The organism is Nevskia sp. (assembly GCF_021732705.1).
Taxonomy (GTDB): domain Bacteria; phylum Pseudomonadota; class Gammaproteobacteria; order Nevskiales; family Nevskiaceae; genus Nevskia.
This window is the reverse complement of record NZ_JAKFUM010000010.1, coordinates 301,973-318,562: the sequence shown is the minus strand read 5'-3', so window position 1 is coordinate 318,562 and position 16,590 is coordinate 301,973. Positions and strand designations below refer to the sequence as shown.

The following is a 16,590-nucleotide window of genomic DNA, read 5'->3' as shown; positions in this document are numbered from 1 at the left end:
GCTGGCTGCCGGCCATTGCCAGTGCCGCCGTTGCTGAACGATCCTGCCAACTGTTCCGGAGCGCCCGCATGACCCAGTCAGATCCGCTGGCCGACCCGCCGGCCGCGCCGCCGGCCGATGCGACTGCCCCGCCGCCGGTCGACGTCGCGTCCGACATCGCGCTTCGGGCACCTGCGGATCTGGGTCGGCTGCGGCCGGCAGCGGCCGATGCCGCCGAGCACCAGCGCAACATGGCCGATCTGGCGGAATCGCTGCCGGGTGCGGTGTTCCAGATCGTCAGCGATCGCCACAACCGGATTCGCTACCGTTACGTCAGTGCCCGCTGTCGCGAGGTGCTCGGGGTGACGCCGGAGGCGATCCTGGAGGATCCGATGCTGCCGGCGAGCCTCGTGATCGCAGCCGACTCCGCGATCCTGTTCGAAGCCTACCAACGCGCCGCCGTCGATCTGAAACCGTTCTCGGTCGATGTCCGCGTCGTTCGCGCCGGCACCGACCAGCCGCGCTGGATGCGAACCTCGGCCACACCGCGCCAGACCGCCGAGGGCTATGTCTGGAACGGCTGGTGGAACGATGTCACCGAGGAAATCGAGAAGCGCGAGCGCCTGCTGACGGCCGAGCGCGAACTGCGGGAAGGCGCGGAACGCGCCGAGCGCCAACTGCGCGCGATCACCGACACCGTGCCCGGCATCGTCTTCCAGCTGGCGCGCCGCGCCGACGGCAGCATCGGCGTCAACTATGTATCCAAGGCCACCGAGGAACTGCTCGGCATCAGTCGACAGGCACTGACCGAGGATTTCACCCGCTTTCTGGCGATCGTCGACGACGAGGACCGGGCCGGCGTGATCCGCGATCTGGTCGGCTCGGCCGAGGAAATGACCGGCCGCGAGAACATCTCCCGCATCCGCCACAGCGATGGCAGCCGGCGCTGGATCCGGACCATCGCCGCGCCGCGGATCGAGGACGGCGGCACGCTGGTCTGGGACGGCATCGCGGTCGACGTCACCGCGTTGAAGGAAGGCGAGGCGGCCCAGGCGCGCCTGCGCGAGATCACCGATTCGCTGCCTGGCGTGGTCTACCAGTACCGCATGGCGCCGAACGAAGTCGGCTGCTACACGATGATTTCCGATCAGGGCGAAAAGCTGTTCGGTGCCACGCGCGAACAGGTGCTGGGCAATCCGATGGCGCTGATCAGTCTCGTCACCGGCGCCGATCGCGCCCGGCTGATCGGCGGCTTCATTCTGGGCGCCAAGGAAAACCGCGACATCGAAGTGACGTACCGCTCGAAGGTGGCCGGCGGGCGCGAGGCCTGGCTGCGCACCTTCGCCAAGCCGGTGCCGCAGGCCGATGGCTCGGTCGCGTGGAGCGGCTTCACGCTCGATGTCAGCGCCGAAGTCGAGACCCGGCAGAAGCTCGAAGCGACCGAGCGCCGCCTGAGCGAGATCGTCAAGGCCGTGCCGGGCATGGTCTATCGCTTCCGCGCGCACGGCGACGGCCAGTTCGAAACCACGTTCGTCAGCGATGGCATCCGCGAACTGGCCGGCATCGAGCCGTCCGACACCTCCGACGCGATCAACGCCCAGATGGCCCGTGCGATCGTGCCGGAGGACCTGCCGGCGTTTCTGGCGGCGCCGGTCGCGGCGATCGAGAGCGGCCAAGTCATGCGCTGCGATTTCCGCATCCGTCACCTGAAGACCGGCGAGCTGCGCTGGTTGCGCACCATCGGCACGCCGCGTCGGCAGAAGGACGGCAGTACCGTGTTCACCGGCGTCTGGCAGGACGTGACCCACGCCAAGGAACTGGAGCTGGCGCTGACCGCGGCGCGCGATCAGGCGCTGGCGGCCGAACGCTTCGTGCGCGAGGTCACCGACAACATTCCCGGCGCGATCTTCCAGCGGCGGCTGGCGCCGGACGGCGTGGTGACGTATCCGTTCCTCAGTCGCGGCGTGCGCGAGCTGTACGACGAGGCCGACATCGCGCACGGCGAACATCCGCGCGAGCGCGAACAAAGCGCGTACTTCGAGGCCGACCGCGAGCGCGTCTACGCCACGCGCCAACGCTCGGCGGAAACCTTGGAGCCGTACACCATCGAGATTCGCCAGCCGGTGCGCGGCAATCGCATCGCGTGGACACGGACCTCGGCCGTGCCGCGTCGGGAAGCGGACGGCAGCATCATCTGGACCGGCTTCACGGTCGAGATCACCGATCGCAAGGAAGCCGAGGCGCGGCTCGAAACCGCTGAGCGCTGGCTGCGCGCGATCTTCGACAACGTTCGCGTCGGCTTCGTGCTGATCGACACGCAGCTGAACTTCACCAACGCCAATCCCAGCCTGCGCGAGCTGCTGAAGATCGACGACGAGCAGGAGTTCGCGCGCGAGTTCCCGAGCTTCTCGCCGCCGGTGCAGCCGGACGGCCAGCCATCGATGCCGAAGGCCGAGGCGATGATCCGGGCCGCGTTCCGCGACGGCTACAACCGCTTCGACTGGTGGCACCAGACCCGCGATGGCGAACCGCGGCCGTGCGAGATCGCGCTGACCCGGATCGACCTCGGCGGCGAGCCGATGATCTTCGCGACGATGACCGACCAGCGCGAACGCCTGCGTGCCGAAGCCGCGCTGACCGAGGCCTCGAACGCGGCGCAGTCGGCCAGTCGCGCCAAGAGCGAATTCCTCGCCAACATGAGCCACGAGATCCGCACGCCGATGAACGCGATCATGGGCCTGTCGCAGCTGGGTGCGCGCACCCGCGATCTGGCGCAGGCGCGCGACTACCTGCACAAGATCCATGGCTCGGCGCAGTCGCTGCTGCAGATTCTCAACGACGTCCTCGATGTCTCGAAGATCGAGGCCGGCAAGCTGACGCTCGAAGCGACCGCGTTCGACCTGCACGCCGTGCTCGACAACCTGTCCGGCATGCTCAGCGTGCGTGCCGCGGAAAAGGGACTGGAACTGCTGTTCGACGTTGCCCCGGACGTGCCGTACGCGCTGGTCGGTGATCCGCTGCGCCTCGGCCAGATCCTGATGAACCTGACCGGCAACGCGATCAAGTTCACCGATGCCGGGCAGATCGTCGTGCGCGTCGGCGTCAAGAAGCGGGGGCCGGATTTCGCCCGGCTGCAGTTCACCGTGATCGATACCGGCATCGGCATGAGCGAGGTCGAGCAGCAGCGGCTGTTCCAGGCTTTCTCGCAGGCCGATTCGTCGACCACCCGCCGCTTCGGCGGCACCGGTCTGGGCCTCGCGATCTGTCGGCGGCTGGTCGAGATGATGGATGGCGAGATCCGGGTCGACAGCGAACCCGGCCGCGGCAGTCGCTTCAGCTTCGATGTGCGGCTCGGCGCGCTGTCGCGCATGGAATCGCGCAGCGTGCCGGATCGCCTGCGCAACCTGCGGGTGCTGGTGACCGACGACAACGCCACCGCTGCCGACATCCTGCGCGGACATCTCGAAGCGTTCGGATTCCGCGTGACCGTGGCCAGCGACGGGGCCGATGCCATCGCCCGCGTGCAATCGGCACGCGTCGAGCCGTTCGATCTGGTGCTGATGGACTGGCAGATGCCGCGAATGAACGGCATCGAGGCCGCGCGCGGCATCCGCGCGCTCGGGCCGCCGCAGCCGCCGCTGATCATCATGGTCACCGCGTTCGGGCGCGAGGAGATCGAGCGCGAAGCGCGGGATGCCGGGCTCGACGGCTTCCTGGTCAAGCCGGTCAATGCCTCGGTGCTGTTCGACACCATCCTGCAGGCCTTCGGCAGCAGCCGCCTGCAGCGCGCGCACGATGCGGGCGGCGAGGAACTGCGCAATCCGCGGCTCGCCGGGCTGCGCGTGCTGGTGGCGGAAGACAACGACATCAACCAGCAGGTCGCGCGCGAACTGCTCGAAGCGGCCGGCATCGAGGTCACCATCGCCAACAACGGCCGGATCGCGGTCGATCGCGCGCTGTCGGAACCGTTCGACGCGATCCTGATGGACCTGCAGATGCCGGTGATGGACGGCTTCGAGGCCACGCGCCTGCTGCGCGCGCACGGCGGCGATCTGGCCGCGATCCCGATCATCGCGATGACCGCCAACGCCATGGCCGAAGATCGCGGTCGCTGTCTGGCGGCCGGGATGAACGACCACATCGGCAAGCCGGTCGATGTGCGCCTGCTGCACGAAGCGCTGGAGCGCTGGACCCGTCCGGCCGCCGGCCGCAGCGCGTTCAGCCCGCCGGAAGCGGTGCCCGAAGCGCCGGTCGCGGCGTTCGACGTGCCGGCGGCGATCGAGCGCCTCGGCGGCCTGCGGGCGCTGTGGCTGAAGCTGGCGCGCCGCTACCTCGACAGTGCGCCGGCGGCGCAGGAGATCGCGCAGGCGCTCGATGCCGGCGAAGTCGATGTCGCCCGGCGAACGGCGCACACCCTGAAAGGCGTGGCGGCGACGCTTGGCGCGCTGAACCTGTCGGCGCAGGCGGCGTCCGTCGAGCAGGCGCTGGCAGCGGGACGGCTTGCGGATCTCGCGCCACTGGCCGGTGCCGACGTGGCCGCGCGCGCGTTCATCCGGCCGCAGGTGGAGCGGCCATGAACGCCGTCATTGGCATCGTCGGCGTGTGCCGGTAGTCTCGAACATGAACGTTTTGTTCATGACACGGGTTGCGGCCCGCCCGTTTACCGAAACTGCCGGTTCCGACGCCGTGCCGGAGCGACCATGAGCGCAAGGATCGCTGTCGTTGACGATGACCCGCTGCTGCGCGAGGTCGTGGTCGACTATCTGGCCGGCCACGGCCTGCAGGTGCAGGCCTGCGAGGGCGGGGCGGCGCTGCGAACACTGTGGACTTCGACCGTGCCGGACTGCGTCATCCTCGATCTGGTGATGCCGGGCGAGGATGGCCTGAGCGTGCTGCGCTGGCTGCGCGCAAGCTCCGATGTGCCGGTGATCATGCTGACCAGCAATGACGCCTCGGCCGATCGCGTGGTCGGCCTGGAGCTTGGCGCCGACGATTACGTCGCCAAGCCTGCCGACCTGCGGGAACTGCTGGCGCGCGTGCGCAGCGTGCTGCGCCGCCGCCCGCCGGTCGATCACAGCGCGGTGCCGGCACTGCGCCCGGTCCCAATGACCATGGCGGAACCGACGGGGAAAGGCAGCGAGGCCTGGTTCGGGCGATGGCGGCTGGATCGCTCGCGTCGGCGGCTGGTCGATCCGTCCGGCGAACTGCTGCCGGTGACCGGCGCCGAATTCGGGCTGCTGTGCGCGTTCGCCGACCACCCGAACGTGATCCTGTCGCGCGACAAGCTGCTGGAACTGTCCGGGACCGATCCCGGCGAAGTGTTCGATCGCGCGATCGACCTGCGCATCACCCGCCTGCGCCGGAAGATCGAACCGGTGCCCGGCGATCCCACCGTGATCCGCACCGTGCGCGGCCATGGCGGCGGTTACGAATACCTGCCGTCGGACGGGCCGAACTACGGGCGGTGACGGACGCCGCCGGGCGCCCACCAGACCTACACTCGCGACTGGCATTCCCCGCGCGAGCCCCGCATGGCCTGGCAGCAGAACCTGTTGGAAACACCGGCGGCGCTGTCGACGCTGCTGGCCGGCACGCGCCGCATCGCCGTGCTCGGCATCAAGACCGCCGCGCAGTCCGATCAGCCGGCGTACTTCGTGGCGGACTATCTGGCGAGCGCCGGCTTCGACGTCGTCCCGGTGCCGGTCTACTACCCGGACGCGACCGAAATCCTCGGCCGCCCGGTGTTCCGGCGGGTGGCCGACGTCCCGGGGCCGATCGACATCGTCTGCGTGTTCCGGCTGCCGTCGGCGCTGCCGGCGCATCTCGACGACCTGCTCGCCGCGAAGCCGCGCGCGGTCTGGCTGCAGTCCGGCATCCGCCACGACGGCATCGCCAGCACGCTGGCGCAGGCCGGCATCGCCGTCGTGCAGGACCGCTGCCTGATGGTCGAGCATCGGCTGCGCGGCACGCCGCCGGCCGCGGTGTCGACGAGTGCGCCCGGCTGAGTCCGGCAGGATCGGCGTCGTCCCGGCCCGGCGTATGCCGGGGTTTGTCGCCGCTGCTGCCAGCGCCGCCGACGGCCCGGCCTATACTTCGCGGCTCGATTCGCTCGGTTCGCCATGATTTCAGCCGCTTTTTGCCGCCCCACCGCAGGATTTCGCCTCGCATGAGCGACCACGCCCATCCGCACAGCGAGAAGCGCCTGCGCGCCGGTCTCGAACGCTTCGGCCTCGATCTCGACCTGACCGAGCCGCTGATGCGCTATCTCGGCGAGCTCGAGAAGTGGAACGCGACCTACAACCTCAGCGGCATCAAGTTCGTCGACGAGATGGTCACTCGCCATGTCTTCGATTCGCTGTCGGTGCTGCAGGCGCTGCCATCGGTGCCGCCGGGCACGCGGATGCTGGATGTCGGCAGCGGCGCCGGCATTCCGGGCCTGATCCTCGCGATCGTCCGGCCGGACCTGCAGGTGACCACGCTCGACTCCGCCGGCAAGAAGGCGCGTTTCATGCGACACGCGATCCGGGCGCTGGCGCTGAAGAATGCCGAGGTCTTCGAAGGCCGCGCCGAGGATCACGCGCCGGCCGCGCCGTATCCGCTGATCATCAGCCGCGCGTTCGCCAGCCTGCACGATTTCACCACCGTGACCGAGCATCTGGGCGATGCCGACACGCGCTGGCTGGCGATGAAGGCGCACGTCGACGATGCCGAGCGGGCCGGGTTGCCGGCGCGCTGGTTGGTGCAGTCGACCCATCGGCTGCTGGTGCCGGGGCTCGACGAGATGCGCCAGCTGCTGGTCATCGGCTACGCGCCCGGCGCGCGCGCCGCGTAAGCTTTTGTCGTCGCATGATTCGCCAAAAGCCTCCCCGGGGCTGCCGCCCGCTGGAATGGCGCACGGAAGTGCCATTCGAGGCACTTCCGTAAACTCGCGCCATCGCAGCTCGCCAGACTCCACGCCCATGACCCGCATCATCGCCATCGCCAACCAGAAAGGCGGCGTCGGCAAGACCACCACGACGATCAACCTCGCGGCCTCGCTGGCAGCGACCAAGCGCCGGGTGCTTCTGGTCGATCTCGATGCCCAGGGCAATGCCACGATGGGCTGCGGCGTCAACAAGTACCAGCTCGTGCACAGCGCTCGCGACGTGCTGCTGGAGCAGGTGGCGCCGGCGGCGGCGATCGTGTCGCCGGAAGGCTTGGGCTTCTCGGTGCTGCCGGCGAACGCCGACATGACCGAGGCCGAGATCAAGCTGCGCGAGGTCGCCGCCGGTGACTTCGCGCTGAAGCTGGCGCTGGAAGTGGTGGCGGCGGAGTACGACTACATCCTGATCGACTGCCCGCCGGCCCTGTCCAAGCTCACCGTCAACGCCTTCGTCGCGTCCGATGGCGTGCTGATCCCGATGCAGTGCGAGTATTACGCGCTCGAAGGCCTGACGGCGCTGGTCGACACGATCAAGAAGATCAAGCGCGTGATCAATCCGCGGCTGGAGATCGAAGGCCTGCTGCGGACGATGTTCGATCCGCGCAACAACCTGTCGAACGATGTTTCCGGCCAGCTGGTCGAGCATTTCGGCGACAAGGTCTATCGCACGATCGTGCCGCGCAACGTGCGGCTGGCCGAGGCGCCGAGCCACGGCCTGCCGGTGATGGCCTACGATCCGACGTCGGCCGGCGCGAAAGCCTATCTCGCGCTGGCCGGCGAAGTGCTGCGCCGCCACGATGGCGGCCAGTTGCGGCTCGGCGCGTGATGCACGCGCCCTCCAACAAGAAGTCCGGAACGGGAACCGAACAGCGATGATCGTCAAGAAGCGCGGCCTCGGCCGCGGCCTCGATGCCCTGATGGGCAGCAGCTCCGCCGCGCAGGGCGTGGAAACCGCGGGCGACGAGCTGCGCGAACTGCCGCTCGACAGCCTCGTCGCCGGCCAGCATCAGCCGCGTCGCCAGTTCGATTCCGCCGCGCTCGACGCGCTGGCCGAGTCGATCAAGGCGCAGGGCGTGGTGCAGCCGATCATCGTTCGCGAACTGCCGAACGGGAAGCACGAGATCGTGGCCGGCGAGCGCCGCTGGCGCGCGTCGAAACTCGCCGGCCTCGCCGTCATACCCGCCGTCGTCCGCAAGATGGAAGACCGCACGGCGATGGCCGTGGCGCTGGTCGAGAACATCCAGCGTGCCGATCTGAATCCGCTGGAAGAAGCCGAAGCGCTGCGCCGGCTGATCGACGAATGCGGCCTGACCCATGAGACCGCGGCGGAAGCGGTCGGCAAGTCGCGGGCGGCGGTGTCGAACCTGCTGCGCCTGATCGACCTCGATCCCGGCGTGCAGGCGCTGGTCCGCAACGGCCTGCTGTCGCTCGGCCACGCCAAGGTGCTGCTCGGCGCAACGCCGAGCCGGCAGGCGGAACTGGCGACGCAGGTGGTGGAACGCGGTCTGACCGTGCGCCAGACCGAAGCGCTGGTCGCCGCCGGGTCGCGTCCGCCGCCACCGGCGCCGACACCGGCCCACCAGAAGGGGCCGGTGTCGCCGATCGCCAGCGAGATCAGCGAGCGCATCGGCGTGCCGGTGTCGCTGACGCAGAACCCGCGCGGCCGCGGCAAGCTGGTGATCTCGTTCGAGAACCATGCCCAGCTGCAGCAGGTGCTGAAGCTGCTGCGCTGAACCGCTGCCCGGCTGGCGGGCCACCCGTGGTGCGGTGACCTGCAAGCGCCGCACGGCACCCGCCGGGATCGCCGGTAATCCCCCGTGTCGTCCTCGCTGCGTACACTGCGGCACCGCAGCATTTCTGCGACCCCGACGCGAGGCTTCCCCGATGACTTCCTACAAGACGGCGCTGATCACCGGCGCTTCCAGCGGCATTGGTGCCGCGTTCGCCGAAACGCTGGCCCATGCCGGCAGCGATCTGATCCTCGTCGCCCGTTCGGAAGGCAAGCTGCGGGAACTGGCGAGCCGCCTGACCTCGGAAACCGGCCGCAACATCCAGGTGATCGCCGCCGACCTGTCGAAGCCGGAATGCGGCGCGAAGCTGCGCAAGGCGGTCGATGCGCTGGAACTGTCGGTCGATCTGCTGATCAACAACGCCGGCTTCGGCACCACCGGCGCGTTCGAAAAGCAGGATCCGGCGCGGGAAGCGGAGGAAATCCGCCTGAACGCATCGGCCGTCGTCGATCTGTCGCACGCCTTCCTGCCGCCGATGCTCGACGCCAAGCACGGCGCGATCATCAACGTCGCCTCGTCGGCGGCGTTCCAGCCGATGCCGTACTTCGCGGTCTACGCGGCGACCAAGGCCTTCGTCTATTCCTTCAGTGACGCGCTGTGGGCGGAGGTTCGCGACCGCGGCGTGCACGTGATGGCGGTCTGCCCGGGCCCGGTCGACACCGCGTTCTTCGAGGCGACCGGCGTCCACAACCTGCGCAAGAAGGTGCCGAAGGGTTCGATGGTGACCGCGCAGTTCGTGGTCGACGCCGCGCTCGACGGTCTCGACGCCCGGCAGCGCCTGGTCGTGCCCGGCGGCATGACCAAGATCGGGGCGGCCGCGAGTTCGGTGATCCCGCGGTCGATCCTGACCCGCGTCGTCGGCCGCCTGATGCGGCGCTGAGCGCCGCCCGCGATCGCTGACCACGGCGTTCGATCGCGGGCATCGGCGGTCGGATGCCGATTCCCGATGCGTGGCCATCGATCGGTCTGACCCGCGAACGTGACAGTCCGGGTTTTCGGCCGGGGATGCCGGACTCCGACTGACGCCTGACAGCGCTGTCGGGCCGTCCGCCGGAAGGCATTGATCGCGCGACGATCGCAGCGCCCTGCAGGGTCTGACACGGCGCTTTCGCGACGCGGGTCGAGGGCTCGAAAGCTGTCGTGAGACGGGACAGATGTCATAGGCATGGGACAGCCTATGAAATGCGCAATACGCGGAGTTTGCAGGGATTTCGGATCGAAATGCTTGAAGATCAGCGGCGTTGCTGCGTATACTCCGCGCGCTTCAACGCAGGCCGAGCCATCGCGAAGGCCGAAAAGGGCGCATGAATACAGCTAAACGCCTCGCGCTGCAGCAGCTTCTGGTTGGCGTACTGGGAGCGGCGGTCTGGTTCGGCATCGCGGGAATCCCGTCGGCCCTGCCAGCCTTCTGCGGGGGGTTGATCGCGGCAACGCTGACGTTTTACGCAGGGCTCAAAACGTTCGGAAAACATTCTGACGATCCCAACCTGGTGATCGCGAATTTTTACCGCGCGCAGATGCGCAAGTTCGCGCTCGCCTTCGTCTTGTTTGCAGTGGCGGTACAGGTTTTTGGCGGCAACTTCGCACCGTTGATCACAACGTTCGTCGTGGCCCTCTCGGTTTACTGGTTTGCACTGATCTGGAATTCGTGATGTCGGCAGAAAGTGGCGCAGCCAAGACTCCCGCTGAATACGTCTCGCATCACTTGATGCACCTGACGTCGAATCACGACGCTGGCTTCGTGACGATGTCGAACTGGCACATCGACACGTTGTTCTTCTCGACCGTGCTCGGTCTGGTTTTCCTGACGCTGTTCCGCCTCGCCGCGGTTCGCGCCACGTCCGGCGTGCCGGGCAAGCTGCAGAACTTCGTCGAAATCATCATCGAGTTCGTCGACAACTCGGTGAAGGACAGCTTCAAGGGCGATCGTTCGTTCCTCGCGCCGTTCGCGCTGACCATCTTCTGCTGGGTGTTCCTGTGGAATTGCATGGATTTGGTGCCGGTCGACCTGCTGCCGCTGTTCGGCGAGCATGTGCTCGGGCTGCATGCCCTGCGCGTGGTGCCGTCGGCCGACATGAGCGCGACCTTCGCGCTGTCGCTGTCCGTCTTCTTCTTCATCTTCTGGTACAGCTTCAAGTCGAAGGGCGTGGTCGGCTTCGCCAAGGAGTTCCTGACCCATCCGTTCGGTGCCAAGCTGCTGCCGTTCAACATCATCCTGAACACCGTCGAATACCTCGCCAAGCCGCTGTCGCTGGCGCTTCGACTGTTCGGCAACCTCTACGCAGGCGAACTGATCTTCATTCTGATCGCGCTGCTGCCCTGGTGGGCGCAGGTCATCCCCGGCATGGGCTGGATGATCTTCCACATTCTCGTCGTGACCCTGCAGGCGTTCATCTTCATGACGCTGACCATCGTGTACCTGAGCATGGCCAACGAGAATCACGACGCCGAGCATCATTGAGCAGTCGCCCCCGCTGTAAGTCAGAGTCGCTGCTGCTGAAGTCCGCAGTAAAACCATCAACGCTTTTCAACGCAGAACCCCAACGGAGACACCCATGGAGCTGATCGCTCAAATCCAAGCCAACACCGCTCTGACCATCGGTCTGATCTTCGGTCTGGCCGCCCTCGGTACCGCCATCGGCTTCGGCCTGCTCGGCGGCAAGTTCCTGGAAGGCGCTGCCCGTCAGCCGGAACTGGCGAACATGCTGCAGACGAAGATGTTCATCATTGCCGGTCTGCTCGACGCCGTCGCGATCATCGGCGTCGCCATGGGTCTGCTGATGATGTTCGCGAACCCGCTGCTCGCTGTCGTCCAGACCGCCGCGCAGTAAGCGCGTCGTTCCCAAGACAAGCCGGTTGATCCTTTTTTTCGGAGCCTAAGCGATGCAGGCCAGTATTCCATCCATCGTCGGCCAGATGATCGTGTTCGCGATCTTCGTCTGGTTCACGATGAAGTTCGTATGGCCGCCGATCACGAAGGCCCTCGACGAGCGTCAGAAGCGCATCGCCGATGGTCTGGCTGCGGCGGAGAAGGGTCAGAAGGCGTTGACCGAAGCCTCGTCGCGCAGCGATGAAGCCCTGAAGGCCGCACGCATCACGGCGCAGGAAATCGTCGCCGCCGCGAACAAGCAGGCGACGCAGCTGGTCGAGCAGGCCCGCGCCGAAGCCGAGTCCGAGAAGAAGCGGATCGTCGAAGCCGGGCACGCCGAAGTCGTTCGCGAACTGACGCAGGCGAAGGACGCCCTGCGGCAGCAGGTCGGCGAGCTGGCGATTGCCGGTGCCTCGAAGATCCTGAAGCGCGAAATCAACGCCGGTGCCCACGCCGAGCTGATTTCCGAGCTGGCGGCGAAAGTCTGATGGCCGAGCTCAGCACACTGGCGCGGCCTTACGCGAAAGCGGTGTTCGAGCTCGCGCGCGACGCCGGCCGGTTCGCCGACTGGTCGGCGATCCTCGGCGGTCTGTCCGAGGCGATCAAGGATCCGTCGGTGGCTGCGGCGATCGGCCACCCGGCCGTCAGCAAGGGTCAGCTGTCGCAGGCCCTGATCGACGCCATTGGCCCGACGATCGGCGCCGACGGCTCGAACCTGCTGCATCTGCTGATCGACAACGGCCGGCTGAAGCTGGCGCCGTCGATCGCAGCCGAATACGAGGCGCTGCGGGCCGAAGCCGAGGCCACGATCGATGTCGAGATCACCACGGCATCGGTGGTCGAGCCGGCGCGCATCGCGCAGCTGACCGACGCGGTCGCCAAGCGGCTGTCGCGCAAGCTGAACGTCACCACCAAGGTCGATGAAAGCCTGCTCGGCGGTGCCGTGATTCGCGCCGGCGATCTGGTGATCGACGGCTCGGCGGTCGGCGAACTCGATCGTCTGCGTCAGCAGTTGATTGCCTGACCCTGCGCAAGCCTTAGAGAAGGGTCGAACCAATTTCCCGGCCTGCCGTGGCCCAAAACGGCGAGCTAGAACCGAGCACATGACATGCAACTGAATCCTTCCGAAATCAGCGATCTGATCAAGAGCCGCATCCAGAATTTCGCGGCCGCGACCGAGGCCCGGAATACCGGCACGATCGTGTCGCTGGCTGACGGCATTGTCCGCATCCACGGTCTGTCTGACGCGCTGCAGGGCGAAATGCTCGAGTTCCCGGGCGTCGGCGGCGAGCCGACCTTCGGCCTCGCGTTGAACCTGGAACGCGACTCGGTCGGCGCCGTCGTGCTCGGGGACTACAAGCACCTCACGGAAGGCGACACGGTCAAGACCACCGGCCGCATCCTCGAAGTGCCGGTCGGCCGCGCGCTGCTCGGCCGCGTCGTCGACGCGCTGGGTCGCCCGATCGACGGCAAGGGTCCGATCGCCAATGACGGCACCAGCCCGATCGAAAAGATCGCGCCGGGCGTCATTGCCCGTCAGTCCGTCGACGAGCCGGTGCAGACCGGCTACAAGGCGGTCGACGCGATGATCCCGATCGGCCGCGGCCAGCGCGAGCTGATCATCGGCGACCGTCAGACCGGCAAGACCGCGATGGCGATCGACGCGATCATCAACCAGAAGTCGACCGGCATTAAGTGCGTCTACGTGGCCATCGGCCAGAAGGCGTCGTCGATCGCCAATGTCGTCCGCAAGCTCGAAGAGAACAATGCGCTGGCGCATACCATCGTCGTGGCCGCATCGGCCTCCGACGCGGCTGCCCTGCAGTTCGTCGCCCCGTATTCGGGCTGCACGATGGGCGAATACTTCCGCGATCGCGGCGAAGACGCGCTGATCGTTTATGACGATCTGTCGAAGCAGGCCGTCGCCTACCGTCAGGTGTCGCTGCTGCTGAAGCGCCCGCCGGGCCGCGAAGCCTATCCGGGCGACGTGTTCTATCTCCATTCCCGTCTGCTCGAGCGTGCGGCCCGCGTCAACGCCGAATACGTCGAGAAGTTCACTAATGGCGAAGTGAAGGGCAAGACCGGCTCGCTGACCGCGCTGCCGATCATCGAGACCCAGGCCGGTGACGTGTCGGCGTTCGTGCCGACCAACGTGATCTCGATCACCGACGGCCAGATCTTCCTCGAAACCGACCTGTTCAACGCCGGCATCCGTCCGGCCATGAACGCGGGTATCTCGGTGTCGCGCGTCGGTGGTGCGGCCCAGACCAAGGTCATCAAGAAGCTGTCGGGCGGCATCAAGCTGGCACTTGCCCAGTACCGTGAACTCGCGGCGTTCGCCCAGTTCGCGTCGGACCTCGACGAAGCCACCCGCAAGCAGCTCGAGCGCGGTCAGCGCGTCACCGAGCTGATGAAGCAGAAGCAGTACGCGCCGATGTCGGTCGCCGAAATGGCGTCGTCGATCTACGCCGCGGAAAAGGGTTTCCTCGATGACGTCGCCGTCGACAAGATCGGCGCGTTCGAAGCCGCGATGCAGCAGTTCCTCGCCAGCGGCTTCAAGCCGCTCCTCGACAAGATCAATGTCAAGGGCGACTGGAACGATGCGATCGAAGGGGAGCTGAAGGCCGCGATCACCGCGTTCAAGAAGCAGTCCGCGATCTAAGCACGCCCTCAACTTCAGGCACGACCGAGAACTACAGTGGCAGGCGCCAAAGAAATCCGCAGCAAGATCAAGAGCGTGAAGAACACGCAGAAGATCACGCGCGCGATGGAGAAGGTGGCGATCTCGAAGATGCGCCGCGCCCAGGTCCGCATGACCGAAGCGCGTCCGTACGCCGAGAAGATCCGTCGCACCATCGCGCACCTGTCGCAGGCGAACACCGAAGTCACCCATCCGTTCATGGCCGATCGGCCGATCAAGCGGGTTGGCGTGCTGGTGATCTCGACCGATCGCGGCCTCTGCGGCGGTCTGAACACGAACCTGTTCCGTGCGCTGACCCGTTCGATCCGCGAGTGGCGCGAGAAGGGCATCGATGCCGAGTACGCCGTCATCGGCAACAAGGGTCTGTCGTTCTTCCGTCGCGTCGGCGGCAAGGTCGTCGCGCAGAACTCGAATCTGGGCGACAAGCCGCATCTCGAGCAGCTGCTCGGCTCGATCAAGGTGCTGACCGACGCCTACCGCGAAGGCCGCATCGATCGCCTGTATCTGGCGTCGACGCAGTTCGTCAACACGATGACGCAGCGTCCGGGTGTCCGTCAGGTGCTGCCGGTCGAAGTCGACGGCGGTGTCGGCAAGCTCGCCGACAACTGGGATTACCTGTACGAGCCGAGCGCGCTGGAACTGCTCGACACCGTGCTGCAGCGCTATGTCGAATCGCAGGTCTATCAGGCCGTGGTCGAGAACGTCGCCAGCGAACAGAGCGCCCGCATGGTCGCGATGAAGGCTGCGACCGACAACGCCGGCAAGATCATCAACGGCTTGCAGCTCGCCTACAACAAGGCCCGCCAGGCCAGCATCACCAAGGAACTGGCGGAAATCGTCGGCGGCGCGGCAGCGGTTTAAGCAAGCCCCATCAGCGGCAAACGAAGCAGTAACCCAAGAATTCTGGATAGAGAAACAGCAATGAGCAACGGCAAGATCGTACAGATCATCGGCGCGGTCATCGACGTCGAATTCCCGCGCGACGCGATCCCGAAGGTCTACGACGCCTTGAAGGTCGTGGGCACCGAGCTGACGCTCGAAGTGCAGCAGCAGCTCGGCGACGGCATCGTGCGCTGCATCGCGCTCGGCTCGTCCGACGGTCTGAAGCGCGGGCTCATCGCCACCAACACCGGCGCCCCGATTTCGGTGCCGGTCGGCAAGGCCACGCTCGGCCGCATCATGAACGTGCTCGGCGAGCCGATCGACGAAGTCGGTCCGGTCGAATCCGAACACCACTGGGCGATCCACCGCGATGCGCCGAGCTACGAAGACCAGTCCGGCTCGACCGAACTGCTCGAGACCGGCATCAAGGTCATCGATCTGCTGTGCCCGTTCGCGAAGGGCGGCAAGGTCGGTCTGTTCGGCGGTGCGGGTGTCGGCAAGACCGTCAACATGCTCGAGCTGATCAACAACATCGCTAAGGAGCACTCGGGTCTTTCGGTGTTCGCCGGCGTCGGCGAGCGTACCCGTGAAGGCAACGACTTCTATCACGAAATGTCGGATTCGAAGGTCATCGTTCGCGACAACCTGCCGGAATCGAAGGTCGCGATGGTGTACGGCCAGATGAACGAGCCGCCGGGCAACCGTCTGCGCGTCGCGCTGTCGGGTCTGACGATGGCCGAGTACTTCCGCGACGAAGGCCGCGACGTGCTGTTCTTCGTCGACAACATCTACCGCTACACGCTGGCCGGTACCGAAGTGTCGGCACTGCTCGGCCGTATGCCGTCGGCCGTGGGTTACCAGCCGACGCTTGCCGAAGAAATGGGCGCGCTGCAGGAGCGCATCACGTCGACCAAGACCGGCTCGATCACCTCGATCCAGGCCGTCTACGTGCCGGCGGACGACTTGACCGACCCGTCGCCGGCCACGACCTTCGCGCATCTGGACGCCACCGTCGTGCTGTCGCGTGACATCGCCTCGCTCGGCATCTACCCGGCCGTCGATCCGCTCGATTCGACGAGCCGCCAGCTCGATCCGAACGTCATCGGCTCGGAGCACTACAACACCGCCCGCGATGTGCAGGGCGTGCTGCAGCGCTACAAGGAACTGAAGGACATCATCGCGATTCTCGGCATGGACGAACTGTCGGAAACCGACAAGCAGGCCGTGAGCCGCGCGCGCAAGATCCAGCGCTTCCTGTCGCAGCCGTTCCATGTCGCCGAAGTGTTCACCGGCTCGCCGGGCAAGTACGTGTCGCTCAAGGAAACGATCCGCGGCTTCCGCGAAATCGTCGACGGCAAGCACGACGCGCTGCCGGAGCAGGCGTTCTACATGGTCGGCACCATCGACGAAGCGGTCGAGAAGTCGAAGAAGCTCTGATCGGCGGCTT

15 protein-coding genes are annotated in these 16,590 nt (G+C 66.6%); all 15 read left to right on the top strand.

All coding sequences use genetic code 11. The features are described from left to right. Positions 1-68: 68 nt before the first annotated feature. Positions 69-4,556, top strand: coding sequence for a response regulator (locus QZ951_RS12815; protein WP_293001074.1), 4,488 nt, complete (start codon positions 69-71; stop codon positions 4,554-4,556). A 123-nt stretch (positions 4,557-4,679) separates the two neighbouring features. Then, the gene (locus QZ951_RS12810) at positions 4,680-5,447 is read left to right on the top strand and encodes a response regulator (protein WP_293001073.1); all 768 of its coding nucleotides are present in this window, start codon (positions 4,680-4,682) and stop codon (positions 5,445-5,447) included. 63 nt (positions 5,448-5,510) lie between these two features. Beyond that, on the top strand, positions 5,511-5,984 hold the full coding sequence (locus tag QZ951_RS12805) for a CoA-binding protein (RefSeq protein WP_293001072.1): 474 nt from the start codon (positions 5,511-5,513) through the stop codon (positions 5,982-5,984). A 161-nt stretch (positions 5,985-6,145) separates the two neighbouring features. Further along, positions 6,146-6,811: a 16S rRNA (guanine(527)-N(7))-methyltransferase RsmG gene (gene rsmG / locus QZ951_RS12800; protein ID WP_293001071.1), complete on the top strand. Its 666-nt coding sequence runs from the start codon at positions 6,146-6,148 to the stop codon at positions 6,809-6,811. A 127-nt stretch (positions 6,812-6,938) separates the two neighbouring features. Beyond that, a complete protein-coding gene (locus QZ951_RS12795; protein ID WP_293001070.1) occupies positions 6,939-7,727 on the top strand; it encodes a ParA family protein in 789 nt (262 codons plus the stop codon). Positions 7,728-7,773: 46 nt separating this feature from the next. Beyond that, complete coding sequence (locus QZ951_RS12790; RefSeq protein WP_293001069.1) at positions 7,774-8,634, top strand: ParB/RepB/Spo0J family partition protein; 861 nt, start codon at positions 7,774-7,776, stop codon at positions 8,632-8,634. A 151-nt stretch (positions 8,635-8,785) separates the two neighbouring features. Then, on the top strand, positions 8,786-9,571 hold the full coding sequence (locus tag QZ951_RS12785; RefSeq protein ID WP_293001068.1) for an SDR family oxidoreductase: 786 nt from the start codon (positions 8,786-8,788) through the stop codon (positions 9,569-9,571). A 424-nt stretch (positions 9,572-9,995) separates the two neighbouring features. Beyond that, on the top strand, positions 9,996-10,343 hold the full coding sequence (locus tag QZ951_RS12780) for an ATP synthase subunit I (RefSeq protein WP_293001067.1): 348 nt from the start codon (positions 9,996-9,998) through the stop codon (positions 10,341-10,343). Then, positions 10,343-11,152, top strand: a complete 810-nt coding sequence (gene atpB, locus QZ951_RS12775) for a F0F1 ATP synthase subunit A (protein ID WP_293001066.1) — start codon at positions 10,343-10,345, stop codon at positions 11,150-11,152. The genes QZ951_RS12780 and atpB overlap by 1 nt, the downstream gene beginning before the upstream one ends. Positions 11,153-11,246: 94 nt before the next feature. Next, the gene (gene atpE / locus QZ951_RS12770; protein ID WP_293001065.1) at positions 11,247-11,522 is read left to right on the top strand and encodes a F0F1 ATP synthase subunit C; all 276 of its coding nucleotides are present in this window, start codon (positions 11,247-11,249) and stop codon (positions 11,520-11,522) included. Positions 11,523-11,574: 52 nt separating this feature from the next. Then, positions 11,575-12,048, top strand: a complete 474-nt coding sequence (locus QZ951_RS12765; RefSeq protein WP_293001064.1) for a F0F1 ATP synthase subunit B — start codon at positions 11,575-11,577, stop codon at positions 12,046-12,048. Beyond that, positions 12,048-12,584: a F0F1 ATP synthase subunit delta gene (locus QZ951_RS12760; protein ID WP_293001063.1), complete on the top strand. Its 537-nt coding sequence runs from the start codon at positions 12,048-12,050 to the stop codon at positions 12,582-12,584. Before QZ951_RS12765 ends, QZ951_RS12760 begins: the two co-directional genes overlap by 1 nt. Positions 12,585-12,668: 84 nt before the next feature. Then, positions 12,669-14,222 (top strand): F0F1 ATP synthase subunit alpha, encoded by a 1,554-nt coding sequence (gene atpA / locus QZ951_RS12755; protein ID WP_293001062.1) that lies wholly within the window; start codon positions 12,669-12,671, stop codon positions 14,220-14,222. Positions 14,223-14,258: 36 nt separating this feature from the next. After that, complete coding sequence (gene atpG, locus QZ951_RS12750) at positions 14,259-15,122, top strand: F0F1 ATP synthase subunit gamma (protein WP_293001061.1); 864 nt, start codon at positions 14,259-14,261, stop codon at positions 15,120-15,122. Between the two features lie 60 nt (positions 15,123-15,182). Beyond that, entirely contained in the window at positions 15,183-16,580 is a 1,398-nt protein-coding gene (atpD, locus tag QZ951_RS12745) for a F0F1 ATP synthase subunit beta (RefSeq protein WP_293001060.1), read from the top strand. Positions 16,581-16,590: the final 10 nt, after the last annotated feature.